The following is a 23,067-nucleotide window of genomic DNA, read 5'->3' on the forward strand; positions in this document are numbered from 1 at the left end:
CCATGCGAAGTGGCTACTTTTGCCGGAAGTGCTTTCCGAGGCGACTTTACTCGCTTCGGAAGCCGAAAAGTAGCCAAAAACCCGGCCGTTGCCAATTCTCCGGCTGTCGGGTTTGTTTCTTCCGATACCTAACGATTCGCGAACCTCGTGTTCGTGCTCCAGCCGCTTATGTCGCTTCCCTCAGCCAATCAAGTTCGTCAGCAGTTCCTTGATTTCTTCGCCTCCAAGGGCCACCACATCGTGCCCTCGGCGCCCATTGTGGTGAAAGACGACCCCACGCTGATGTTCATCAACTCGGGCATGGCGCCGTTCAAGGACTACTTTCTCGGCAACAAGCCCGCGCCGTACGCCCGCATTGCCGATACCCAGAAATGCCTGCGCGTGAGCGGCAAGCACAACGACTTGGAAGAAGTGGGTTACGACACCTACCACCATACCATGTTCGAAATGCTGGGCAACTGGTCGTTTGGGGACTACTTCAAAACCGACGCCATTGCCTGGGCCTGGGAGCTGTTAACGGAAGTGTACAAGCTGCCGAAGGAGCGCCTGTACGTAACGTATTTCGAAGGCGACCAGGGCGACAAGCTGGGTGCCGATACCGAAACCCAGGCCCTGTGGCGCAAATACACCACCGATGACCGCATTCTGCCCGGCAACAAGAAGGACAACTTCTGGGAAATGGGCGACACCGGCCCCTGCGGCCCCTGCACCGAAATCCACATCGACCTGCGCGACGAGGCCGAAATTGCCCAGCAGGGCGGCGCCGAGCTCGTGAATGCCGACCACCCGCAGGTAGTGGAAATCTGGAACAACGTGTTCATGGAATTCCAGCGCAAGGCCGACGGCTCCCTGGAAAAGCTGCCCGCCCAGCACGTAGACACCGGCATGGGCTTCGAGCGCCTGATGATGGCCGTGTCGGGCGTGAAGTCGAACTACGACACCGACGTGTTCCAGCCGCTGATTCAGTTCATTGCGCAGGAAGCCGGCGTTAAGTACTACGGCACCGCCCCAGCCACCGTGACTGACCAACCGGCCACCGAGCACGAAAAAACCGACATTGCCGTGCGCGTCATTGCCGACCACGTGCGTACCATTGCCTTCACCATTGCCGACGGCCAGCTGCCCTCCAACGTGAAGGCCGGCTACGTTATTCGCCGCATTCTGCGCCGCGCCGTGCGCTACGCCTTTTCGTCGCTGAACCAGAAGCAGCCCTTTCTCTACAAGGTGGTGCCGGTGCTGGCCGACCACATGAAGGCTATTTTCCCCGAGTTGAAAGCCCAGCAGTCATTTGTGACGCGCGTGATTGAGGAGGAAGAAATTGCCTTCCTCAAAACCCTTGAAAACGGCCTGCGCCGCCTCGACGCGCTGGAAAGCGGCTTCCGCCAGAACAACAACCACATCGACGGCAAGTCAGCCTTCGAGCTAAGCGACACCTTCGGCTTTCCCTTCGACCTAACCGCCCTGCTGGCCCGCGAAAAAGGCCTGACGGTGAGCGAAGACGAGTTTAAAGCCGAGCTGGAACAGCAGAAAGCCCGCTCGCGCAACGCCTCTGAGCAGGAGCAGAGCGACTGGACCATTGTGGAGCCCTCGCAGGAGCTGCCGCGCTTTGTGGGTTACGATGCCATCGAGGCCGAGGCGCGCATTCTGCGCTACCGCGCCGTGACGCAAAAGGGCAAAACCGAGTACCACATCGTGCTCGACCAAACGCCGTTCTACGCCGAGTCGGGCGGGCAGGTGGGCGACACCGGCTACCTTATTACGCCGCTTTCCAAAGTGCGCGTAATTGACACCCGTAAGGAAAACGACCTGATTGTGCACACCGTGCTCGATTTGCCACAGGACCTGGATGCACCGGTGGAAGCCAAAGTAGACCAAGCCCGCCGCGAGCAGATTCGCAAAAACCACACGGCCACCCACCTCATGCACGCCGCCCTGCGCGAAGTGCTGGGTACGCACGTAGCCCAGCGCGGATCGTTGGTGAACGAAAAGCTGTTGCGTTTCGACTTCTCGCACTTTTCCAAGGTAACCGACGACCAGCTGCGCCAGGTGGAGCGCATTGTGAATGAGCGCATCCGCCAGCAAATTCCGCTGGGCGAGGAGCGCAACGTACCCATCGACGAAGCCCGCTCGCGCGGAGCCATGGCCCTGTTCGGTGAGAAGTACGGCGACTCGGTGCGCGTCATCACCTTCGACCGCGACTACTCCGTGGAGCTTTGCGGCGGCATTCACGCCCCGAATACCGGCGAAATCGGCTTCTTCCGGATCGTGAGCGAATCGGCCGTGGGCGCCGGTGTACGCCGCATCGAGGCCGTGACGGCCGACCTAGCCGAGAAGTTCGTGGACGAGCAAATGGACCTGCTGGCCCAGGTGCGTGAGCTGCTCGGCAACCCGCAGCACTTGGTTACCACCATCCAGAAGCTCTCCGACGAAACTGCCACGCTGCGCAAGCAGTTGGAGCAAGCCGAAGTGCAGCAGCTTGGGCAGTTGAAAGACCAGCTGGCCGGCCAGGTGAAGGCGTTGAACGGCGTGAACTTCCTGGCTGCCAAAGTGCCGGCTCGTTCGGCCGATGCGCTTAAAACGCTGGCTTTTGGCCTGCGCCAGGTTGTAGAAAACCTCGTGCTGGTGTTGGGCGCCGAAGTGGATGGCAAGCCGCAGTTGGCCGTGATGCTGGACGACGAGCTGGCGAAAGGCGGCAAGCTGAACGCTACGCAGATGATTCGCGAGCTGGCCAAAGAAATCCAGGGCGGTGGCGGCGGTCAGCCGTTCTTCGCCACGGCCGGCGGCAAAAACGCCGCCGGGTTGGATGCCGCCATTGGCAAGGCTGAAGGGCTGGTGAGCGGCCTGCTGAGCTAGTCTTAGCGCCGCAAATGCAACATTGGCGCTGGCCGCTTCTTTCGCTCTACACCGAGCGAGGGGAGCGGCCAGCAGCTTTTTGGTGGTGCGCCAACCGCTCCATACATTTATATTCCCAAGGTATTATTCAAATACTCCCGCAGGGTATTCGCCTCTTTTATTCTCTTCGCAATGGATCAGCTTTTACGCGTTGGCTTGGCTGGTTTGCTAGCTGCCTTACCTATTTCCATGCAGGCGCAGCAAACGTCCGGCTCCAACGAGCCGCGTACGGTGGTGGAGTATTTCGATGTCAATAACAAGAAACTTCCTTCGGCGGAAGGGGCTGTTACGCGGGTAGAAACCCAGTTCGCGGATAGTTTACACGCAGTTGAGTTTACCTATAACGCCAACGGAACCAAGATTGCAACTTGGCCCTACGAGCATTACCGCAAGCATATTACACACGGCGTGGCGGAGCGGTGGTACAAAAACGGTCAGCTGCATTGGCGCGACACATGGGTACACGGCCAACGAACCGGCGAATTAGTAGTTTATCACCGAACTGGACAACTCAAGCGGCGTGAGCAGTTTGTGGCGAACGAATCAAAGGGTGGCACTTGCTACGCGCCGGATGGACAGGTCGTGCCCTACTTTCCCTTCATGCAGATGCCCACGCCGCCCGGTGGCATGGCTGGGCTAATGAATCATCTCGGCAAAAACATCCATTACCCCGCCGAAGCCTTGCGGGAGCAGGTGCAGGGAAAGGTTTTCGTTGGGTTTGTGGTGGATACCTTGGGGAGGGTCACCAATCCCGTGGTCCGCCAAGGCCTGCACCCGGCGCTTGACGAGGAGGCACTTCGCGTTATTTCCGATTTGCCTGATTGGGAACCGGGCCGGCAGGATGAAGTTCCGGTTACCGTAGTCTACACCGTGCCGGTCACTTTTACCATTAAAAACGGCTTTGCGCCGCGGCGTAACAAGCGGCGCGAGGCCGCAATGGAATAGCTGCCCGCGCCGTTCGCAGCCATTGTCTTCCGTTTACACCTAATTCATTCTTTTCATCAACCCGCCTATGCAACTTTCTACTTTGTTTACGGGCTTACTGCTCGCCGGCCTCGCCACCACCGCCTCAGCCCAAACCTTCACCGACCCCGGCGCCTACAATAACTTTATTGTGGCTGAGCAACGGGCCATGCTCAAGAAAAACCTGCGCTACATCAGCAAAGCCGCGCACTCCGACAACGAAAAGAAAATCGATGCCAAGCGCCTCGATCTGGTAAAGCAAACCGAGCTGTCGTTGAGCAAGCTGGGCAAAATGCCGGCTTTTCAGGACGACAAAGGCTTTAAAGACCAAAGCATTGAGGCTTTTTTGCAACTCCTGAAAGTATATTCCGAGGATTACAAAGCCGTGGATATGTTGGCGGCCACTCGCACCGCTACCATCGAAAACATGGAACAGTATTTCCGGCTGCAGGAAATTGCCGAGCGTAAGCTGCAGGTAGTAAACGACTCGGTTGACGCCGCTCAGCAACGCTTTGCCAAGCGCCACGGCATGACCACCACCCAGGACCCCGAGGGCAAGCGTCTGGCGCAGTACATGGCGCAGGTGTCGGAGGTCAACAGCTACCAGCACCGAGTTTTCCTAGCCGAATTCCGCATCGAAAAGGCCTCGGCCAAGCTCACCGATGCCATGAACGCCCAGGACGCCGCGGCTTTCGAAACAGCCCGCCTGCAACTACTGGAAGACAGCAAAACAGCCTTGTCGGCGCTGGCAACTGTGCCCGCTTTTCGCGGTAAGGATGCGCAGTACCGCGAAGCCGCCAAGAACCTGGTAAACCACTATGCCGGAATGTGCCAGAACCAGTTTGTGAAAATGCAGGAACTGATGCAACGCAAAGACGCCCTATCGAAGGCCGATGTCACAGCTTTTAACGGCTACATCAATTACTTCAACCAGAATAACCAGAAATACATCGACGCTTATAACCGCGCCAGCCACCAGTTTATGGCAGCTTATGTGCCGGTTTTCAACGATTGATTTTAGAAGTTTTGACCAACGTAATCGAGTACAGTGAATCCGTCGCGTGAGGGTCGGGTAGTTCTTTCCAGGCTTTCGATGGGAGCTGATGATAACAGTATCTTTGCTCGAAGCCCTTGCCGATGAAAGCACTGTTACCCTTCGCTTTAAGTCTTGCTGCCTTGGGTGCACAAGCCCAACAGTCGGTGCTCACGCCCTGCATCGACGACTCCATGGTGCTTTACCTCGACGAAGATTTGGTACAAGTGCCTATGGCCAAGGCCTACTACACGCAGGTGCTGAAGCCAACCAACGGCGCACCCAAAGCCCCCGCCGTAACCCTCACGTTTTTTCCGGATGGGCAGCTGTACTCGGAGGTAACCTACGCCAACAACACCCGCCGCGTGCAGCAGGGGCCGGCCCGCAGCTTTTACCCCAATGGCCTGCTGCGCCTGAGCTACACCGCCGATGACGGCCAGACCGACGGTTACCTGCGCACTTACTACCCCGACGGCAGCCCCAAGCGCAACGACCTTTACGACCACGGTCGGCTGATAAAAGGCCAGTACTTCGCGCCCGATGGCCAGCTTGTGGAGCCTCATGTGCCGTTTCGGCAAGATCCAGCGTTTCCCGGTGGCAACGAAGCTCTCGTGGCGCACTTGAGTAACCACCTGCGTTACCCAAGTGGAGCCCTGCGCGACGCTGCCGAAGGCCAGGTGTTGGTGGCCTTTACCGTAACCGCCCGCGGCAACGTGGACGAGGTGCGGGTGCAGCAGGGTATTAATCCTGATTTAGATGCCGCCGCCGTGGCTGCCGTGCGCACCTTGCCTGCCTTCACACCCGGCCGCGCCGACGGCGAACGGATTCCGGTAACCATGCTGGTTCCCATCAGCTTTAAAGCGCCCGGTGCGGTAAAAGCGCTCCGCCGGCTGGGCTTGTAGGAAATTCGGTTGGGCAAAGCCTGATTAAACAGACATGCAGCAGGAGCGAGGTTGCGCGCTTAACAGTATCTTTCGCTTGCTATGACTTCATTCTACGTTCGTTTGGCTGCCCGGCGCGGCCTCTTGGCTTCGCTGCTCGTTGCGCCGCTTGCCGTTGCGCAGGCTCAGGTTAAAACCGTGGCTTCTCTCGAGCAGCTCGACGGCCATAAAGTAGCCGTGCGCTACCTCGACCGCAACGCCGTGCCGCTGCCCTCAGCTCAAGGGGCGTACAGCTACGACATCATGCGCCGCGCCGATAGCCTGGGCGTGAAATGGCGGGTGCGCCGCTATACGCTACAGGAGCACAAACAACTGCTCGATGCCGGTTTCAGCAGCGACGTGCCCTTTGTGACCCCGCACGCCCGCACCCGCGAGTGGTACCCGAACGGCCAGCTGCACGAGGACCTGAGCTACCGCGCCGGCAAGCTCGACGGCCCCATGAAAACCTTTTACCCCGACGGCAAACCGCGCCGCGACCAGCAAAACCGCGCCGGCACCATTGTAAAAGGCGAGTGTTTTGGCGCCGGGGGGCAAGTGCTGGAGGTTTGTCCGGTGTACCGCACCGCCGCGAAACTTACGGGCAAAGGCGCCGGACAAGCCGTGGTGTTTCAGGCCCTGCAAAAGCAATTCGCGCAGTTTATCCCTAAAGGCTACGCCCGCGCTACCGACGGTGCCGTGCATGTGGCCTTCGCCGTTGATAGCCTGGGCAACGTGCAAGACCCGCGCGTACTCACCTCCGACGACCCCGACCTGAACGCGCCCGCCCTAGAAGCCGTGCGGCGCTTGCCGCGCCTTGTGCCGGCCACTGAGGAGGGCCAGCCCGTACCAAGTGTAATGGAAGGCACCTTCTTTTATTACCCCACGCGCCGCGCTGCCGCCGCTTCCAACGAATAAGCGCAGGCTCACCTAAGAACGCCCAAAGCCCGCCGCGGCCCGAAAGCACACGACTTTGGGCCGCGGCGGGCTTTGCGCATTGCCGAGCCTTTCTCCTCCTAAAGCTTAGGCGGCGGACGTCGGCAAAAAGCGCGCGGGCTGCTAACTTGCGCCCTCAATGCCGGCGGGGCTGAATCCCGCGCCGGCGCCTTGCTTATGGACGAGAACATCAAATTGAAATACCAGCCCGTTATTGGCCTTGAAGTGCACGCACAGCTGCTCACGCGCAGCAAAATGTACTCGGCCGACGAAAACGAGTACGGAGCCCTGCCCAACTCCAACTTGTCGGTAATTACCCTGGGCCACCCCGGCACGCTACCGCGCATTAACCGCACGGCGGTGGAGTACGCCATTAAAATGGGCTTGGCCACCAACTGCCAGATTACCCGCGACAACCTGTTCGCGCGCAAAAACTACTTCTATCCCGACCTGCCCAAGGGCTACCAGATTACCCAGGACAAAACCCCGCTCTGCACCAAGGGCCACGTGGAAATCCGGCTGGCCGACGGTTCGACCAAGAACGTGGGCATCACGCGCATTCACATGGAGGAAGACGCGGGCAAGTCCATGCACTTGGCCGGGGAAACCGAAACGTTGGTTGATTTGAACCGCGCCGGCGTGCCGCTCATCGAAATTGTGTCGGAGCCGGACATCCGCAATGCCGACGAGGCCTACGCCTACCTGACCGAAATCAAGAAGCTGGTGCAGTACCTCGACATCTGCGACGGCAACATGGAAGAAGGCTCGTTGCGCTGCGACGCCAACATTTCGGTGATGCTGCAGGGGGCCGGCAAGTTCGGTACCAAGGTGGAGGTGAAGAACATGAACTCCTTCCGCAACGTGCAGCGTGCCATTGAGTACGAAATTGAGCGGCAAATTGCCTTGCTGGAAGCTGGGGAGGAAGTGGTGAGCCAAACCCGCGGTTTCGATGCCACCACCGGCACCACGCAGGCCCAGCGCACCAAGGAAACCATGAACGATTACCGGTACTTCCCCGAGCCGGATTTGCCGCCCGTAATCGTAGACGACGCCTGGCTGCACCGCGTACAGGCCGAACTGCCGGCCCTGCCGCAGCAGCTCTATGCCCGCTTCACGGGCGAGCTGGGCTTATCCGATTACGACGCCAACGTGCTGACTGCTGAGAAAGACATTGCCCTGTTTTTCGACGAGCTGACGCGTCTTACGCCCAACGCCAAAGCCGCTGCCAACTGGATGCAGGGTCCCGTGAAGTCCTTCCTGAACGAGCGGGCTTACACCATGAGCGAGTTTCCGCTTAAGGCGCAGCAGCTAGCCGACATCATCGGCCTGATCGACGGGGGCAAGGTAAACCACTCCGTAGCCTCCAAGCAGCTCTTCCCGCATTTGCTCGACAACCCTGCCCAATCGGCCAGCGAAGCTGCCGAAAGCCTGGGCTTGTTGCAGCAGTCCGATGCCGGCGAGCTGGAAAGCATGGTGCAGCAGGTGCTCGATGCCAACCCCGCCAAGGTGGCCGAATACCGCGCCGGTAAAAAGTCGCTGACCGGCATGTTCATGGGCGAGCTGATGAAGCTCACCAAAGGCAAAGCCGACCCCAAGCTGGCCAATCAGCTGCTGCGCGACAAGCTGGAGCAGGCGTAAACCGGCCGAGCCCCTTGCAACTTCACGCCCACTCATTGGTCTCCAGCGGGTGGGCGTGTTTTTTTGCCGCTCGTTCTTGGTTATGCGCCCAACCTTCTTGCTGCCGCTCACCTTCCTGCTCACCCTGGCCGTACCGGCCGCCGCCCAACGGCGCCCCGCCGCGCCCAACTACGAAGTCAGCGGGCAACTGCGCAACGCCCCGGCCGGCACCTGGGTGCAGGTCAGCGACTACCGCGATGGGCGGGACGTGGTCCTGGATTCGGCCCGCACAGATGCCGCCGGGCGCTTTCGCGTGCGGGGGCGGGTAGCGGCGCCGGGCGTGTACTCGCTGCGCGTGCCGGGCCAGCGCGCCACCGCCGGCTTGGCCCTGGCCCCCGGCAGCCACCTGCGGGTGCGTGCCGACGCGACTAGCCTCTGGCTGACGGGCGAGGTCAGCGGCTCGTCCGCGGCCGTGGCGCTGGCGGAAATGAACCGGGAGCACGCCCGCATTATGGGGCGCATAGAGGAGTTGGCCCGGCGCCCGCCGCCAGTCCCCGCCGACACGGCTGCCCAGCGCCGGGTGGCGCAGGAGTGGAGCGCCCACGCGGCGGCTCTCACCGCCGCGGCCAAGCGCGTGGCCCGGCAAAACTCCTTTGTAGCTCCGTACGCGGCCATGTCGTTTCTGAGCGGGGCCGCGTACGAGGCCGACCAGGCGTTTGTGGATTCGGCCACCACGCGCTACGCCCGGCAGTGGCCGGAGTTATCCTACACCCGGCGTCTGTTACAGTACCAGGCCATGCGCCGCGCTACCGCCATCGGCCAGCCGGCCCCGGACGTGCAGTTGCCCGGCCCCGATGGCCAGCCCCAGGCGCTGAGCAGCCTGCGCGGGCAGTACGTGCTGCTCGATTTCTGGGCCTCTTGGTGCGGACCTTGTCGGCAGGAAAGCCCCAACCTGGTGAAACTGCACCGGCAGTACCAGGGCCGGGGCTTCGCCGTGTACGGCATTTCCGTCGACAGCAAGCGCGAGGCCTGGACGGCGGCCCTCGCGCAGGACCAGCTGCCGGGGGCGCAGGTGCTCGACGCGTCGGGCGAGGCCAGCGTGGCCGGCACCAAGTACAACGTCTACGAATACCCCACTTCGTTTCTGCTGGATCGGCAGGGGCGCATCATTGCCAAAAACCTGAAAGGCGAGGCGCTGGAGAAAAAGCTTGCCGAACTGCTGCCGTAGCCGTCGGCAGGGAACCAACCCACCCGCCTACGACTTGTGCAGTAGCCGCGGAGTGCCGATTGCTTTCCAAACCGGCCGGCAATCGGCATCTTGCAGTCTGAACTGTTCGGGCGCCATGCCAGCTGGCGGTGCCGTGAATTTTACCCGCAGATGAAATACCCCATGTACAGCCTCTTTCTGGCCGCCGCCGTGTTTGGCGCCACCCACACCTCCTGTTCCGAATCCACGCCCGCGGGCAGCGCCGAAACCGTAGCTGCTGCCAAAGATGGATTCGAAATTACCGGCCAGCTGCGCAATGCTCCGGCCGGTACCAAGGTGTACTTGTCGGAGCTGACCGAAACCCAGTTCGTGAGCCGCGACACGGCCGCAACCGACGCGCAGGGGCGTTTTAAATTCAAGGGCAGCGTAACGGAAACCGGGCTGTACCAGGTGAAAGTTAACGAAGCCAACCAGGTGCTGCTGGCTCTCGACAACAAAACCAAGGTGCAACTAACCGGCGACGCCCAAAAACTGGGCACCGACTACACTGTGAAGGGCTCCAAAGACTCGGAGATGCTGCAGCAGGTTACGCGCACCATGAACCAGTCACGCAAGTCGCTGGAGTCGCTGAATGCCCGCTTCCAGGCGAATGGCCAGGCCGGGCGGGAAGACTCCATGAAAATTATTGAGCAGCAGTTTTACAAAGCTCAGGCCTACAGCACTGCCTCACTCAAGAAGCTGATGCTGCAGAATCCGAAGTCGGTGGTGTCGGCTTTCGTGATGACCAACCTGGTAAACCCCGACGAGAACTTCGGCTTTGCCGACTCGCTGGCCACCGGACTGAAAGCCAGTATCCCAAACTCGCGCTACACCAAAGCCCTGGTTGCCAAGCTGGAGCCGCTGCGCAAAACGGCGGTGGGCACCGTAGCCCCCGATATTAACCTCGCCACTCCCGATGGCAAAACGGTTTCCCTGAGCAGCCTGCGCGGCCAGTACGTGTTGCTCGATTTCTGGGCTTCGTGGTGCGGCCCCTGCCGCCAGGAAAATCCGAACGTGGTACGCACTTTTAACAAGTACAAAGACAAGAACTTCACCGTGTATGGCGTGTCGTTGGACCAGGACAAGGGCAAGTGGGAAAAGGCCATCCAGGCCGACGGGCTGACCTGGACCCACGTCTCGGACCTGAAGGGCTGGCAATCGGCCGCCGGGCAGGCGTACGGCGTAACGGGTATTCCCATGAACTTCCTGCTCGATCCGCAGGGTAAGATTATTGCTAAAAACCTGCGCGGCGAACAGCTGGAGGCCCGTTTGGCCAAAGTGCTGAAGTAAGCTTAAAACCGGGTGGTGTAATGCTGCTTGTTTTAACTACGGACAGAAAAAGAGCCCGCGGCATGCCGCGGGCTCTTTTTCTTTGTGGGAGGGGTAGAAAAGCCTTTACTAGCCCAGAAACATGCGCTGCAAGGCCTGCCAGAGCTGCTTCTTGCGCGAATTGTCGTACTCTATAATCTCGATTTCAGCTGCCGGCAGGTAGGCCACGTCACCAAGGCGCACGGGCTCGTAGGGCTGTGTGCGTTTGGTGGCCACGTCGAGCAGGTTCTTACCGAAGCCCAGTACCTGAGTGGCGGCCAGGCCGCTGGCGCGCAAATCGGCAATGCCCACGGGGTAGGGACTGCGCACGTTCACCACCACGCACTCTTCCATAACCCGCCCAATGGCCTTGAGCATGTTGTTCAGGAACACGTTGCGCTGCAGTTTTACGAGGTTTTCAGGCTCCACGCGCACTAGCAGCACAATGCCGGTTGGGTTACTGCCTAACGTATCGAACGGTACGGGTGGGCGGGCTATGGGTACCTGGGGTAGGGGTTGGGCAGCGGCGGCAGGCGCCGGGACCGGGTTTGGCGTGGCAATGGCCGGTGCCATTGGCGCTGCCGGAGTGGGCTGCGGAACGGCCTCCCGGGCCGCTTTCAAGTCGGCTAACGACGGTAGGCGGCTGGGGCCTGCTGGCGCAGCCGCAACCGGCACGGGGGCCGTTACAGAAACCTCAGGAGCTTGTTTGTTGGCTACCGGTAACGCAGAAGGCACCACCGAAGGAGCCGCAACGGCAGGAGCAGCTGGTACCGGTTTGGCAACTGCTGTTGGGGATGCAATCGGCTCGGACGCGGGCTCATTTACCACGTATAGGGGCGTGCCGTTGTAGAGCTGCTGGTAGAAGGCGGGCGTTGCGTCGTCCACGGGTAATAAAATATGGAAATGAGACGGGAAGAGGTTTGAAGAAGCGCCGGGCTGATGCTGGCAGCGCTCCTTCAAGTTAGCTCTTTCACTATTCCATGTCAAACAAGGCTTTCAGCTCATTGGCTTCCTGCGGCTTCATGCGGCCACCCAGCACAAGGCGTAGCTGGCGACGGCGCAGGGCCCCGTCGTAGTGACGAATTTCCTCTTCGGTTTCAGCCACGGCCTCGGGCACGTCAATAGGCCGGCCGGATTGGTCGACGGCCACGAAAGTGAAATAGGCTTCGTTCGACTTGACTTTGGTGCCGCTGGGAATGTCTTCGGCCCACACGTCGATGTGCACTTCCATGCTGGAGCTGAAAGCGCGCGTCACCTTGGCTTCCAGTGTTACCACGTTGCCCAGCCGAATGCCCTCGCGGAACGAAACGTTATCGACCGAGGCCGTAACCACGATGCGGTTTGAGTGGCGCTGCGCGGCAATAGCGGCAGCAATGTCCATCAGGTGCATCATACGGCCGCCCATCAGGTTGTTGAGCGTATTGGTGTCGTTGGGCAGCACCAGCTCGGTCATTCGGACGAAGGATTCCTTTACGGGTTTCTGTTTGCGCATCACTGGCAGGAGGTATAGCGGGAAATCGGCCGCAAAGATAGACTACCGCTGCTCTCTCTGGTCTTTCCATAAAAACAACACGGCCCCCGCACAATTGTGCGGGGGCCGTGTTGGCCGAAAAATAGGCGCCTGTTATTGCACCAGCACCCGGGTGGTGTACCGCTGCTGATCCAGGGTGAGCTGTACCACGTACACGCCGGCGGCCAAACGCTTGCCGTCGGCCTGCAAGAAAATGCGCTGCTGACCAGTGCCTAAGCTGCGCGCTTCGGTGCTGAGTACCGGGCGGCCCAGCAAATCGAACACCTGCACCTGGGCTGTGGTGGGCTTATCGAGGCGGAACTGCACAGCCGTTTCGCGGGTAAGCGGGTTCGGGAATACCGTAATGCCGCGGCTGGCCATATCAGCCGCCTGGTTCGAGGCCACTACCGGTTCGGCTACTCGGAAATTATCGAGGTAAAGGAAGTTGCCGCCAGCCGAGGTAACCTCCAGGCGCACCAGCAGACGCGTGGCGCTCTGCAAGGTGGGCGGAATCGGAATCGACGTGGTGGCCCACTGCGTTGGTTGCGGAATGAACGTGCCCGGCACAAACGCGCCGCCATTGGTTACCAACGAAGCCGTGCTGATGGTGATGGAACTCGTCCAGGTAGAGCCACAGTCGCCGCTGAAAGCCACACGCATTACCTCGGCCGAAGAGCTGTTGCGGCGGGCGTAGGCGCGGTCAAAAGCCAATTCGTAGCTACCGCGAACGGGCGTGGCTGCCAGGTTGATCAGGGGTGAGTAAAGCGTGGTAACCGTGCCGTTAGGCAGGCTGCTGGAGCCATTGGCCAGACGAATAGCAATATCGTCGGAGGGGCCGAGCAGGGGTGAGCCAACGCTCTGCAGGCGCACCCACTTACTTGCCGTAGGGGAGCTGCTTTCCACGCGCCAGCTTTTCTCGGGGTCGGTGGCGTTGTTAGGCCAGGAAGAGTTAGCAAAAGTTTCGAAGAAGGGCGCTACGAACGCCGCATTGGCTCCGATTACGCGTACAAACTGCTGCTGGGTGAGGGTGCCCGCCGGACCGTTGGTGGGCGTAACGGTCAGGGTTACGTCGTAAACGCCTGGGGTATTATAGGTAACCGTGGGCGTGCGCGCGGTAGACGTTGCGGGCGTACCACCGGGAAAACTCCACTGGTAGGTGGCATTGGCCAGGTTGGCATTGTAGGAGTACTCGGCAAAAGAAACCGAGCCGCCCTGGCAAATGGTGGAAATGGACGAGCGGAAGGCCACCGTGGGGGCGCACAACACCGGCGTGTAGCCGTCGTTCGTTCCCGTAGCCACGAGGTTAGCGGAGGAAACCATGGTGGACCGGCAGGCCAGATTCAGCGAGGCGCGCATCACGGCTTTCTGGCCTTCGGTAAACATCTTCGCGCAGGAAGAATAGTCCATGTAGTTCTGCACGTTGGCCAGCACCCCGCACGACTGGTTGGTGAGCGGGCAGCCGGTACCGCCGATGCCACCGCCTACGCCCACAGTGTTGGGCGTATCGGCAATGCCGTCGTCGAAGTTGCAGTTAGAGGCAGCGCCCGGCGTGTTGCCCGGACCCCAGGTATGGGGCAAACCAAAGTGGTGGCCCATTTCGTGGGTGAGGGAACGGTTGCAGAAGTTGCTGCCGCAGGAGCGGCCAATGCTGGCAAACTGCGTGTTCAGAATCACAATGCCATCGAGCAGCGGTCCGCCACCGCAGGGCAAAAAGGCGTAGCCGCCGGCGCCGTTGGCGCGGTCAACTACCCAAATGTTCACGTAACGGTCGGCAGGCCAGCGAATCACGTCTTTCACGTTGCTGTCGCCCACGTTGGTTTGCGTGGAGTAGGTGCGCGTGATGCCGGTCGTGCAGTTGCCGTTCGGGTCGCGCTGGGCCAGCCGAAACTGAAAGCCCACGCGGGCATAAATCGGCTGGAACGCGGCAATTACGTCCGACGTGTCGCGGTTCAGCTTGTTGAAATCTTCGTTCAGGATACGAATAGCGTCATACACCTGAGCATCCGAAATGTTATTTCCCGTGCCCGTGTGCATAACGTGCACCACCACCGGCACCGTTACGTCGGGCATGGCCCGCAACTGGTTGCGCTGGGCCGGCGTCATGGCGGCCACTTGCTGCATGAACGCCTGGTATTCGCGCTTGGCGCCGGGGTTACGTTGCCATTCGGCCTGCTGCACGCTGTCGAAAGCGCAGCGGAAGCCATAGGAGTGCTCGGGGTGCGACTGGCGTTGCGCCTGGGCCGGCGCCGCCGACCAAAAGACGCTGACGGCGAGCAGCAGCGCGGGTAGAAGTTTACGTAGCATGAACAGTAGAATGGTGGAACAAAAAAATACGGCTAAGCCCGACCGTTTAAGGCAGTGGAATGCAGGCGTGAAGCCATGACCGGGCCGTAACGGCTGGCCAATTTACATCAGCGCTTCTCGAATTCAAAGGCATGATAAAGAGGCGGTTCACTCACCCCAGCCTGCGGCTCCGCGCAGCGGCACAAAACGAAACTCTTCGAATACCTCCTGGGCGTAGCCTTCGGCCGATTCGCGCGTTACCCGCACCATGCGCTGCACGTGTTCGTCGCCCACCGGAACCACCAGCCGCCCGCCCACGCTCAACTGTCGCAACAGCGGCCGGGGCAGGGTAGGCGCGGCTGCCGTCACCAGAATGCGGTCGAAGGGCGCATGCTCGGGCAGGCCCACCGAGCCGTCGCCGCAAAACAACTGCGCGCCGGCAAAGCCCAACTGGGCCAGTCGGTGCCGGGTGCGTTCGTAAAGCACGGCATTGTACTCAATGCTGAACACGGTGGCCTGCAGCTCCAGCAGCACGGCGCACTGGTAGCCCGAGCCGGTGCCCACCTCCAACACCCGTTGCCGCGGGGCTACGTCAAGCAGTTGGCTTTGATAAGCCACGGTGTAAGGCTGGGATATGGTTTGGCCTTCGCCAATGGGAAAGGCTTTGTCCTGGTAGGCGTGCGACTCAAAGGCCCGCTCAAAAAACAGGTGGCGTGGCACGCTGCCAATGGCTGTCAGTACCCGCTCGTCGTGAATGCCTTTGCGGCGCAGCTCCTCCACGAGGGCGCGGCGCTGGCCACGGTGACGGTAGGTATCGGCGGCTGAATCGTGCATGGCGACGGAGTGGCGGGCGTTTCGGGTTGTGGAATCCTGCCCTACCTTTACACCCGGCTTCTTGCGGGCATTTTCAGTCGCTAAGCTACGCCGGCGGTACGATTTTCGCGTGCGTCGGCGTTTATTCAGCCGCCTCTATTTTCTCTCCTTGATTCGTTCCCTGCAAAAACTCAAGCTGCTGGCCGCCGATTTTGGCGCGGCGCTGTTGGCTTGGGTTGCGTTTTTTCTGCTGCGCAAGTACCTGCTGAGCGAAATCAACGCGGGTTACCGTTTTACCGGCGACCAGCTGTTCACGCTCACCGGGTCGGCCCTTATGATTGCCACCTTCTGGGTGATTCTCTACGCCCTCATCGGCGAATACCGTGACATTTTCCGCAAGTCGCGGGTGGCAGAAATCATTCGGCTGGCTCGCATTTCAGGTCTGGGGGCGGTGGTCATTTTCTTTGCCCTGCTGCTCGACGACCAAGGCGTGAGCAACTACCGGCTGTACTACAAAACCATTTCGGCCTATTTCCTGCTGCACTTCTCCATCACGGCCGTGCTGCGTACCTGGGCCGTTACCTCCATTCAAAAGCTGGTGCGGCGGCGCGTTATTTCCTTTAACACGCTGATTGTGGGCGCCAGCGCCCTGGCCCGTGACACCTACCGGGAACTGGAGCGTTCCAACCGCCACCTCGGCCTGAACATCGTGGGTTTCGCGCCCGTGGGCGAGGCCGTCGACCCCGACTTGGCCACCGAACTGCCACGCCGCGGCTCATATGAGCGCCTCCCAGCGCTTATTCGGGCCCTGAAAATTGAGCAGATTGTTATTGCCCTGGAGCCCAGTGAGCATGAAATGATTCAGCGGGTGCTCGACCGACTGGAAGGCACGCCGGCCCGCGTGAGCGTACTGCCCGACGTGTACCAGATTCTGCTGGGCTCGGTGAAAGTGAACCACTTGTTCGGTACGCCGCTCATCGAAATCAAACATGATTTGCTGCCGGTGTGGCAGGAGGTGGTGAAGCGCATAATCGATGTGGTGGGTTCCGGGCTGTTTTTGGTGCTGGCCTGGCCGGTGTACGCCTTCACGGCCATTATGGTGCGGTTGTCGTCGCCGGGGCCGATTTTCTTTGCGCAGGAGCGAATCGGCAAGCACGGCCACCCCTTTAAAATCTACAAGTTCCGCTCGATGTACGTGGATGCGGAGCGCATGGGGCCGGCTTTGTCGAGCAAAAACGATCCGCGCATTACGCCCTGGGGCCGCTTTATGCGCAAGGTGCGCCTCGACGAGCTGCCGCAGTTCTGGAACGTGGTGAAAGGCGATATGAGCCTGGTGGGCCCGCGCCCCGAGCGGCAGTTTTTCATTGACCAGATTGCCAAAGTGGCGCCGCACTACCGCCATTTGCACCGCGTGCGTCCTGGCATTACCAGCCTGGGACAAGTAAAGTACGGCTACGCCGAAACCGTGGAAGAAATGGTGCAGCGCTTGAAATATGACATCCTCTACATCGAAAACATGAGCCTGGCCATGGACTTTCGGGTGATGCTTTACACGGTGAAAATCATTGTGGAAGGACGCGGGAAATAACGTGCTGGAATGCGGAAATGCGCGTAATGTGGCCGTTGAGTTATTCTCAGGAATTGGCCCGTCAAACATTTGCACATTCGACCACATTTAGCACATTCAACCACATTAGAAACAATGTTCACCGGCATCATCGAGTCACTCGGAACCATAACCGAAGTGCGTAGCGAAGGCACCAACCGCCACTTTACCGTGGCCTCGCCCTTTTTCAGCGAATTGCAGATTGACCAGAGCGTGTCGCACGATGGCGTATGTTTAACAGTGGTGGCCCTGGATGCCGCCGCTGGCACGCACACCGTTACGGCTATTGACGAAACGCTACAAAAAACCAACCTGGATTCCTGGGCCGCTGGCCGGCAGGTGAACCTGGAGCGCTGCCTCGCCGCCAACGGCCGCTTCGATGGCCACATCGTACAGGGCCACGTAGACCTCACGGCCACTTGCGAAGCCGTGGAAGACCAGAACGGCTCGTGGCTGTACCGCTTCCGCCACGAAACCGGCCCCGGCCGCGTGACGGTAGAAAAAGGCTCCATTTGCATTAACGGCGTAAGCCTGACGTGCTTTAACAGCACCGACGACGGCTTCTCCGTGGCCATCATTCCTTACACCTACGAGCACACTACCTTCCAGCACCTGCGCCCCGGCGACAAGGTGAACCTGGAGTTCGATATCGTGGGCAAATACGTGGCAAAGCTGCTGGGGCGGTAAAATTCAACAGTCAAGCAGAAAGCATACGGATAAAGAACGCGCATAAACACTGCTTCCACGAACATGCAACAGGTGGATGAATCGGGACCAATGCGGGTGAATAATTAAGAGTATCACTTGTATAATACTGCGCATCAACCGCTTTTCGAGCAAGGTTAAACCAACTTCAGGGTACAGGCTGCGTACGAACTGGCGGACTAACTTCCCCCAAGCCATGTCGAAACGCGAGCTAATAGAACCCAACGAAGGCGACAAGCGCTACATCCGTCGCGATGGAAAAGGCCGGATTACGGAATCAGATGACCTGAACCGTTCCCTGTCGCAAGACGACCGTAAGAATTCGAAGACTACCACGGAGTCCGGCCAGGGCGACCGGGGCGACGGCCACACCGGCAACCGCAAACCGGCCAAGTAAATGCGTAAAAAGCCCCGCAGTTAGTAACTGCGGGGCTTTTTTATTGGGAGTGGTTAAGGCGTTACGCTATAAGCCGGCCACCAACGGGCTTCGCCTTGGCGGTAAAGCCAATAACAGAACCATCCAAGCAATGCGCCCAAAGTGGCTCCGGCAATTACATCGGAGGTATAGTGGGCCACCAGGTAAATGCGGCTGTAGCTAAGCACGGATGCCCAGATGAGAAGGAGCACTTTCACCGGCCGAAAGCGTTTGGGCAGCACCAGACACAGAAAGACGGCCATGGAAAAGGAGTTGGCCGCGTGCGAGGAAATAAACCCGAACTGCCCGCCGCAGCCGTTCACCAGGTTCAGCGTTTCCGACAGGTCGGGGTCGTGGCAGGGGCGAAGGCGGCCAAAAAAGGGCTTAAAGAACCGGCTCGAAATGGAATCGGCCAGGGCCACGCTCAGGCCCATCAGCGGCAGAACCAGGTAGGCCCGTTTGCCGAAGTAGTAAATGAGCGCAACGATTATGACCAGGTAAGCCGGAAACCACACAAACCGCTCCGACATGAAAATCATGAACTTGTCGAGGCCGGGGGAGTGGGTGCGGTTGGCCGCCTTCAGCAGCCAGCGGTCCAAATTCTGCAGGTAATCAATCAAGCGAAGAGGTGGAATTTTCCAGCCAATTTACGCCCTTTCGCAGCCACTGCTGCGTGGCGGCTTCGGGCGAGCCGGGCTCGGGTTGGGTGTTGTAGTGCCATTCGCAGCGGGGCGGCAGGCTCATCAGGATGCTTTCGGTGCGGCCGCCGGTTTCCAGGCCGAATTTGGTGCCGCGGTCGATGGCCAGGTTGAACTCGGCGTAGCGCGAGCGGCGCAGCATTTGCCACTGTACTTCGCGCTCGGTGAAGGGCAGGTCGGCATTCTGGCGCAGCAGCTCGCAGTACGTCGGCCCAAAGGTGTCGCCCACAGCCTGCACAAAGGCGAATAGCTCCTCGCGGGTGCCGTCTTTGCCTACCGTAAGGCGGTCGAAGAAGATGCCGCCCACGCCGCGCGTTTCCTGCCGGTGGGTGATGAAAAAGTAGTCATCGGCCCAGGGCTTGAAGCGGGCGTAATAGGCCGGGTTGTGGCGCTGGCACACGTCGTGCAGCTGCTGGTGAAACCAGCGCGCTTGCGCCTCGTCCACGTAAATCGGCGTCAAATCGATGCCGCCGCCAAACCACGCCTCGCCGTTGCCGGCCTCGAAGTAACGCACGTTCATGTGGGCAATGGGCACCATGGGGCTGCGCGGGTGCTGCACCACGCTCACGCCGGTGGCGAAGTAGCGCGGGTCAGGCATGAGCAGCATTTTGGCGGCGCGCTCGTCCATTTGGCCCTGCACCGCCGAGAAGTTCACGCCGCCTTTTTCCAGAATCCGACCGTTTTCCAGCACGTTCGATAAGCCCCCGCCGCCCGAGTGGTGCTGCCACGCGTCGGGCCTGAAACGGGCCTGGTCTTCCACGGCTTCCAGCTGGCCAATGAGGCGCTGCTGGAAGTCACGCATCCATTGTTCGACGGTGTGGCGGAAAGGGGGAAGTTCAGTATCGGTCATGAGAAAAAGCGGGGAGGCGTCAGCGTGGTCGGCGGGCTTGTAGAGGCGAAAAAGCGTTGCCTGGCCGCTATCGGTCCTGCACCGAAGGAAGCTCAACGGTTGTTTTCGGCATTGCAAAGGTGGCGGGTTTTAACGGAAGCTGCCATCCTGTACTGCCCCGCGGGCCACCTGCAGCTTTGCCGAGTGCTACTACTGCCGCGGCGCCGCTTGGCGAAGCTGGCGCAGAAAAGTTGGATCGACCGCAGCCGGATTCAATTGGCGGGCGCGGTCCGTCCATTGCCAAGCGCGCTCGTAATCCTGCTTGCGGAAATAACCCATGGCAAGAGCGGCATACACCGGTATCCGGGATTCATTTCCGGACGCATTATTTTCCCGCGACACATACAGTTCGAACAGTGCCAGGCTGCGTTCCAGGTCCGCATTGGCGCGGAAAGCATCGTAACGCTGGAGCAAAGTACCAGCTAAATCCGCCGTTAAATTCTGGTTGTCAGGCTGCCGCTTCAGGCTGTTGCTAAGCAACGTAATCGATTCGTTGTAATCACCTTGGGAGCCGCGCAAAATGCCGAAGCCCCAATAAGTATCTGCATTGGTACTGTCGAGCAGCCACGCTTGGTTGAAGCGCTTCATGGCAGTGGCGTAGTCGCCGGCTCGAAAATAGTCCATGCCTCGCTTCACAAAATGCTTGGCTGCCACGGCGCGGTTAGGTTCGTTACGGTCGGTTGTAGCCAAGAAAAGCTCGTCGGCTAATTGCAGCCTTTTGGGTTTGCGGGCCCCGCCGTACATCGGCAGCAGGTTAATGTCGACCCCGTTTAGCTTGCTTTGCGCCTGGGCAGCGTGTTCGGTTAGTAGAGAAAATGATACGAGGAGAATGAGCCAATAACGCGCCATTGATTGTTGAATAATGGAGTAGAACATCGACCAAAATAAGCGGTTTGTGAACCCGCTCCAAAACAAAACAGCTTAGTAGCTTGAATTTATACGAAAGCTACGACCCTCTCATTCAGGTTTTGTGAATGCAAGTAGCTCCGGCTCCGTTTGCCGATTTGAATTAGTCACGAAATCATACAGCCCAAACCTCAGACGTAGCAGCAACCCGTAACCACTGTCTGCGCCCGATGCCGTAATTTCGCCTTCCCGTCACCGCTTTCCCCATTGCATGCAAGCCTCCACCGACCTGGAAACCCCCGAAGCTGACTTTGCGCCCGTTGCAGCTCCCACGCAACCCGACCGCGCCACCTTGCTGCGCGCCTACCGGCTGATGCACACGTCGGCGGAAATGGCCCGGCTCTACGAAGAAAACAAGGCCGTAACGGCCAAATACGTACACGCCTCGGCCCGCGGCCACGAAGCCATTCAGCTGGCCGCCGCCTTCCAGCTGCGCGAAACCGACTACTGCGCCCCGTACTACCGCGACGACGCTTTTTTGCTCGGCCTGGGCCTGCAGCCTTATGAGTTGATGCTGCAGCTCATGGCCAAGCGCGACGACCCGTTCTCGGGCGGCCGCACTTATTACAGCCACCCGTCGCTGCGCCGCGCGGGGGTGCCGGTTATTCCGCACCAAAGCTCGGCCACCGGTATGCAGGCCATTCCGGCTACCGGCATGGCCCATGGCATCAAGTACCTCGAAAGCCAGAACCAGCTCCCCAGCGCTGCCCAGCAGCCAGTGGTAGTGTGTTCTATTGGCGACGGCGCCATGACCGAAGGCGAGGTGTCGGAAGCGCTGCAAATGGCCGTGCTGCACCAGCTGCCGGTTATTTACTTGGTACAAGACAACGAATGGGGCATCTCCGCCACCGGTCGTGAAATGCGCGCCATGGACGCTTACGAGTTTGCCGCCGGCTTTAAAGGCCTGCACCGCCTGCAATGCGACGGCGCCGATTTCGTGGACAGCTACACTACCATGGCCGCCGCCACGCAGTACGTGCGTAGCACGCGCGGGCCGGTGCTGGTTCACGCCAAATGCCCGCTGCTGGGCCACCACACCAGCGGTGTACGCCGCGAGTGGTACCGCGGCGACAACTTGGCCGAACATACGCTCAACGACCCACTGCCGCGTTTTCATCAGCAATTGATTACCGAGGGCTTCGACGAAGGTGAGCTGGGCTACGCCGCTGCCGCCGCCCGCACCACCGTGCTGGAAGACTACCAGCGTGCCTTGGCCGCGCCTAACCCCGACCCGGCCACCTTTGCTGACCACGAGTTTGCACCGCCCGCTGTTACCCAGGAAACCGGCCAGCGCAGCCCCGCCGGCGCCGATAAAGCCCTGATGGTGGATGCGGCCCTGCACACCGTGGATGATATTCTGCGCGAGTTTCCCGAGGCGCTGTTCTACGGCCAGGACGTGGGCGGCGAGCTGGGCGGCGTGTTCCGCGAAGCCGCGCTGCTGGCCAAAAAGTACGGCGACGCCCGCGTGTTCAATACCCCCATTCAGGAAGCTTACATAGTGGGCAGCACCGCCGGCATGTCGGCCGTAGGAGCCAAGGCCATCGTGGAAATTCAGTTTGCTGATTACATCTGGCCGGCCCTGAACCAGCTGGTGGAAGAACTCAGCAAGTCCTGCTACCTCTCGAACGGCAAGTTCCCGGTGCAGTCGCTCATTCGCGTACCCATTGGGGCATACGGCGGGGGCGGGCCCTACCACTCGGGTTCCATCGAAAGCACGCTGCTTACCATTCGGGGCATTAAGGTGGTGTATCCGTCGAATGCGGCCGATATGAAGGGCTTGCTGCGCGCCGCTTTCCTCGATCCGAACCCGGTGGTGATGCTGGAGCATAAAGGGTTGTACTGGAGCAAAGTACCCGGTACTGAAGACGCCAAAACCACCGAGCCGGAAACGGGCTACGTTATTCCGCTCGGCAAAGCCAACGTGGTGCAGGAAGCTTCGGCCGAGAAGCTGGCCCAGGGCGACACCTGCGCGGTAATTACCTACGGCATGGGCGTGTACTGGACCAAAACGGCCAGCAAGCAGCTGCCCGGGCAAGTTGAAATCCTGGATTTGCGCACCCTCAACCCACTCGACTGGGAAGCCGTGGAAGCCGCTGCCAAACGCCACGGTAAAGTGCTGGTGCTAACCGAGGAGCCGCTCATGAACTCGTTTGCCGAGTCGTTGGCGGGTCGTATTCAGCGTCACTGCTTTCAGCAGCTCGATGCGCCGGTGTTTACCCTGGGCGCTGCCAACCTGCCGGCCATTGCCCTGAACGTGGAGTTAGAGAAGCAAATGCTGCCCTCGGCCGACAAAGTGCTTGCTGCGCTCCAAGAACTACTGGCCTACTAAG

General features: G+C 60.1%; 19 protein-coding genes. 12 read left to right on the top strand and 7 right to left on the bottom strand.

Annotation, left to right across the window (positions count from 1 at the left end):
* Nucleotides 1-168: 168 nt before the first annotated feature.
* The 8 genes from alaS (at nucleotide 169) to ABD903_RS15075 (ending at nucleotide 10,894) form a co-directional block, all read left to right on the top strand.
* Nucleotides 169-2,853, top strand: coding sequence for an alanine--tRNA ligase (gene alaS, locus ABD903_RS15040; protein WP_345225599.1), 2,685 nt, complete (start codon nucleotides 169-171; stop codon nucleotides 2,851-2,853).
* A 228-nt stretch (nucleotides 2,854-3,081) separates the two neighbouring features.
* Nucleotides 3,082-3,837 carry a TonB family protein gene (locus tag ABD903_RS15045; RefSeq protein WP_345225601.1) on the top strand — a complete coding sequence of 252 codons (756 nt, stop codon included), beginning with the start codon at nucleotides 3,082-3,084 and terminating at the stop codon, nucleotides 3,835-3,837.
* 67 nt (nucleotides 3,838-3,904) lie between these two features.
* Nucleotides 3,905-4,870, top strand: coding sequence for an LIC11966 family surface protein (locus tag ABD903_RS15050; RefSeq protein WP_345225603.1), 966 nt, complete (start codon nucleotides 3,905-3,907; stop codon nucleotides 4,868-4,870).
* Between the two features lie 122 nt (nucleotides 4,871-4,992).
* Nucleotides 4,993-5,790 (top strand): TonB family protein, encoded by a 798-nt coding sequence (locus ABD903_RS15055; protein WP_345225605.1) that lies wholly within the window; start codon nucleotides 4,993-4,995, stop codon nucleotides 5,788-5,790.
* Nucleotides 5,791-5,871: 81 nt separating this feature from the next.
* Nucleotides 5,872-6,723 carry an energy transducer TonB gene (locus ABD903_RS15060; RefSeq protein WP_345225607.1) on the top strand — a complete coding sequence of 284 codons (852 nt, stop codon included), beginning with the start codon at nucleotides 5,872-5,874 and terminating at the stop codon, nucleotides 6,721-6,723.
* A 195-nt stretch (nucleotides 6,724-6,918) separates the two neighbouring features.
* A complete protein-coding gene (gene gatB, locus ABD903_RS15065) occupies nucleotides 6,919-8,379 on the top strand; it encodes an Asp-tRNA(Asn)/Glu-tRNA(Gln) amidotransferase subunit GatB (RefSeq protein WP_345225609.1) in 1,461 nt (486 codons plus the stop codon).
* Between the two features lie 82 nt (nucleotides 8,380-8,461).
* On the top strand, nucleotides 8,462-9,586 hold the full coding sequence (locus tag ABD903_RS15070) for a TlpA family protein disulfide reductase (RefSeq protein ID WP_345225610.1): 1,125 nt from the start codon (nucleotides 8,462-8,464) through the stop codon (nucleotides 9,584-9,586).
* A 150-nt stretch (nucleotides 9,587-9,736) separates the two neighbouring features.
* Nucleotides 9,737-10,894, top strand: coding sequence for a redoxin domain-containing protein (locus tag ABD903_RS15075; protein WP_345225612.1), 1,158 nt, complete (start codon nucleotides 9,737-9,739; stop codon nucleotides 10,892-10,894).
* A 108-nt stretch (nucleotides 10,895-11,002) separates the two neighbouring features.
* On the opposite strand, the gene ABD903_RS15080 is transcribed toward ABD903_RS15075, so the two are convergent.
* The 4 genes from ABD903_RS15080 to ABD903_RS15095 all read right to left on the bottom strand — a co-directional run bounded on the left by ABD903_RS15080 (nucleotide 11,003) and on the right by ABD903_RS15095 (nucleotide 15,539).
* Nucleotides 11,003-11,797: a hypothetical protein gene (locus ABD903_RS15080; protein WP_345225614.1), complete on the bottom strand. Its 795-nt coding sequence runs from the start codon at nucleotides 11,795-11,797 to the stop codon at nucleotides 11,003-11,005.
* 88 nt (nucleotides 11,798-11,885) lie between these two features.
* Nucleotides 11,886-12,404: an acyl-CoA thioesterase gene (locus ABD903_RS15085; RefSeq protein WP_345225616.1), complete on the bottom strand. Its 519-nt coding sequence runs from the start codon at nucleotides 12,402-12,404 to the stop codon at nucleotides 11,886-11,888.
* A 132-nt stretch (nucleotides 12,405-12,536) separates the two neighbouring features.
* Nucleotides 12,537-14,726 (bottom strand): M43 family zinc metalloprotease, encoded by a 2,190-nt coding sequence (locus ABD903_RS15090; protein WP_345225618.1) that lies wholly within the window; start codon nucleotides 14,724-14,726, stop codon nucleotides 12,537-12,539.
* Nucleotides 14,727-14,873: 147 nt separating this feature from the next.
* Nucleotides 14,874-15,539, bottom strand: a complete 666-nt coding sequence (locus ABD903_RS15095; RefSeq protein ID WP_345225620.1) for a protein-L-isoaspartate(D-aspartate) O-methyltransferase — start codon at nucleotides 15,537-15,539, stop codon at nucleotides 14,874-14,876.
* A 148-nt stretch (nucleotides 15,540-15,687) separates the two neighbouring features.
* On the opposite strand from ABD903_RS15095, the gene ABD903_RS15100 reads away from it, so the two are divergent.
* The 3 genes from ABD903_RS15100 to ABD903_RS15110 all read left to right on the top strand — a co-directional run bounded on the left by ABD903_RS15100 (nucleotide 15,688) and on the right by ABD903_RS15110 (nucleotide 18,226).
* Nucleotides 15,688-17,106, top strand: coding sequence for a sugar transferase (locus tag ABD903_RS15100; protein WP_345225622.1), 1,419 nt, complete (start codon nucleotides 15,688-15,690; stop codon nucleotides 17,104-17,106).
* A gap of 114 nt (nucleotides 17,107-17,220) precedes the next feature.
* Nucleotides 17,221-17,811 carry a riboflavin synthase gene (locus ABD903_RS15105; protein WP_345225623.1) on the top strand — a complete coding sequence of 197 codons (591 nt, stop codon included), beginning with the start codon at nucleotides 17,221-17,223 and terminating at the stop codon, nucleotides 17,809-17,811.
* 214 nt (nucleotides 17,812-18,025) lie between these two features.
* A complete protein-coding gene (locus ABD903_RS15110) occupies nucleotides 18,026-18,226 on the top strand; it encodes a hypothetical protein (RefSeq protein WP_345225625.1) in 201 nt (66 codons plus the stop codon).
* A gap of 53 nt (nucleotides 18,227-18,279) precedes the next feature.
* Here the strand turns inward: ABD903_RS15110 and ABD903_RS15115 are convergent, their stop codons facing one another.
* The 3 genes from ABD903_RS15115 to ABD903_RS15125 all read right to left on the bottom strand — a co-directional run bounded on the left by ABD903_RS15115 (nucleotide 18,280) and on the right by ABD903_RS15125 (nucleotide 20,707).
* A complete protein-coding gene (locus ABD903_RS15115) occupies nucleotides 18,280-18,864 on the bottom strand; it encodes a phosphatase PAP2 family protein (RefSeq protein WP_345225627.1) in 585 nt (194 codons plus the stop codon).
* Nucleotides 18,857-19,792, bottom strand: a complete 936-nt coding sequence (gene hemF, locus ABD903_RS15120) for an oxygen-dependent coproporphyrinogen oxidase (protein WP_345225630.1) — start codon at nucleotides 19,790-19,792, stop codon at nucleotides 18,857-18,859. Before hemF ends, ABD903_RS15115 begins: the two co-directional genes overlap by 8 nt.
* Before the next feature lie 189 nt (nucleotides 19,793-19,981).
* Complete coding sequence (locus ABD903_RS15125; RefSeq protein ID WP_345225632.1) at nucleotides 19,982-20,707, bottom strand: tetratricopeptide repeat protein; 726 nt, start codon at nucleotides 20,705-20,707, stop codon at nucleotides 19,982-19,984.
* A 241-nt stretch (nucleotides 20,708-20,948) separates the two neighbouring features.
* Here ABD903_RS15125 and ABD903_RS15130 point away from each other — a divergent pair, with 241 nt between their 5' ends.
* A complete protein-coding gene (locus ABD903_RS15130) occupies nucleotides 20,949-23,066 on the top strand; it encodes an alpha-ketoacid dehydrogenase subunit alpha/beta (RefSeq protein WP_345225634.1) in 2,118 nt (705 codons plus the stop codon).
* Nucleotide 23,067 lies beyond the last annotated feature (1 nt).

This window comes from Hymenobacter koreensis (assembly GCF_039541855.1).
In the GTDB taxonomy this organism is placed as follows: domain Bacteria; phylum Bacteroidota; class Bacteroidia; order Cytophagales; family Hymenobacteraceae; genus Solirubrum; species Solirubrum koreensis.

Excerpts from the sequence above, each read along its gene's own strand:
- alaS (WP_345225599.1), top strand. The coding sequence starts at position 169 with ATGTCGCTTCCCTCAGCCAATCAAGTTCGTCAGCAGTTCCTTGATTTC.
- ABD903_RS15045 (WP_345225601.1), top strand. The coding sequence starts at position 3,082 with ATGCAGGCGCAGCAAACGTCCGGCTCCAACGAGCCGCGTACGGTGGTG.
- ABD903_RS15050 (WP_345225603.1), top strand. The coding sequence starts at position 3,905 with ATGCAACTTTCTACTTTGTTTACGGGCTTACTGCTCGCCGGCCTCGCC.
- ABD903_RS15055 (WP_345225605.1), top strand. The coding sequence starts at position 4,993 with ATGAAAGCACTGTTACCCTTCGCTTTAAGTCTTGCTGCCTTGGGTGCA.
- ABD903_RS15060 (WP_345225607.1), top strand. The coding sequence starts at position 5,872 with ATGACTTCATTCTACGTTCGTTTGGCTGCCCGGCGCGGCCTCTTGGCT.
- gatB (WP_345225609.1), top strand. The coding sequence starts at position 6,919 with ATGGACGAGAACATCAAATTGAAATACCAGCCCGTTATTGGCCTTGAA.
- ABD903_RS15070 (WP_345225610.1), top strand. The coding sequence starts at position 8,462 with ATGCGCCCAACCTTCTTGCTGCCGCTCACCTTCCTGCTCACCCTGGCC.
- ABD903_RS15075 (WP_345225612.1), top strand. The coding sequence starts at position 9,737 with ATGAAATACCCCATGTACAGCCTCTTTCTGGCCGCCGCCGTGTTTGGC.
- ABD903_RS15085 (WP_345225616.1), bottom strand. The coding sequence starts at position 12,404 with ATGCGCAAACAGAAACCCGTAAAGGAATCCTTCGTCCGAATGACCGAG.
- ABD903_RS15090 (WP_345225618.1), bottom strand. The coding sequence starts at position 14,726 with ATGCTACGTAAACTTCTACCCGCGCTGCTGCTCGCCGTCAGCGTCTTT.
- ABD903_RS15095 (WP_345225620.1), bottom strand. The coding sequence starts at position 15,539 with ATGCACGATTCAGCCGCCGATACCTACCGTCACCGTGGCCAGCGCCGC.
- ABD903_RS15105 (WP_345225623.1), top strand. The coding sequence starts at position 17,221 with ATGTTCACCGGCATCATCGAGTCACTCGGAACCATAACCGAAGTGCGT.
- ABD903_RS15110 (WP_345225625.1), top strand. The coding sequence starts at position 18,026 with ATGTCGAAACGCGAGCTAATAGAACCCAACGAAGGCGACAAGCGCTAC.
- hemF (WP_345225630.1), bottom strand. The coding sequence starts at position 19,792 with ATGACCGATACTGAACTTCCCCCTTTCCGCCACACCGTCGAACAATGG.
- ABD903_RS15125 (WP_345225632.1), bottom strand. The coding sequence starts at position 20,707 with ATGTTCTACTCCATTATTCAACAATCAATGGCGCGTTATTGGCTCATT.
- ABD903_RS15130 (WP_345225634.1), top strand. The coding sequence starts at position 20,949 with ATGCAAGCCTCCACCGACCTGGAAACCCCCGAAGCTGACTTTGCGCCC.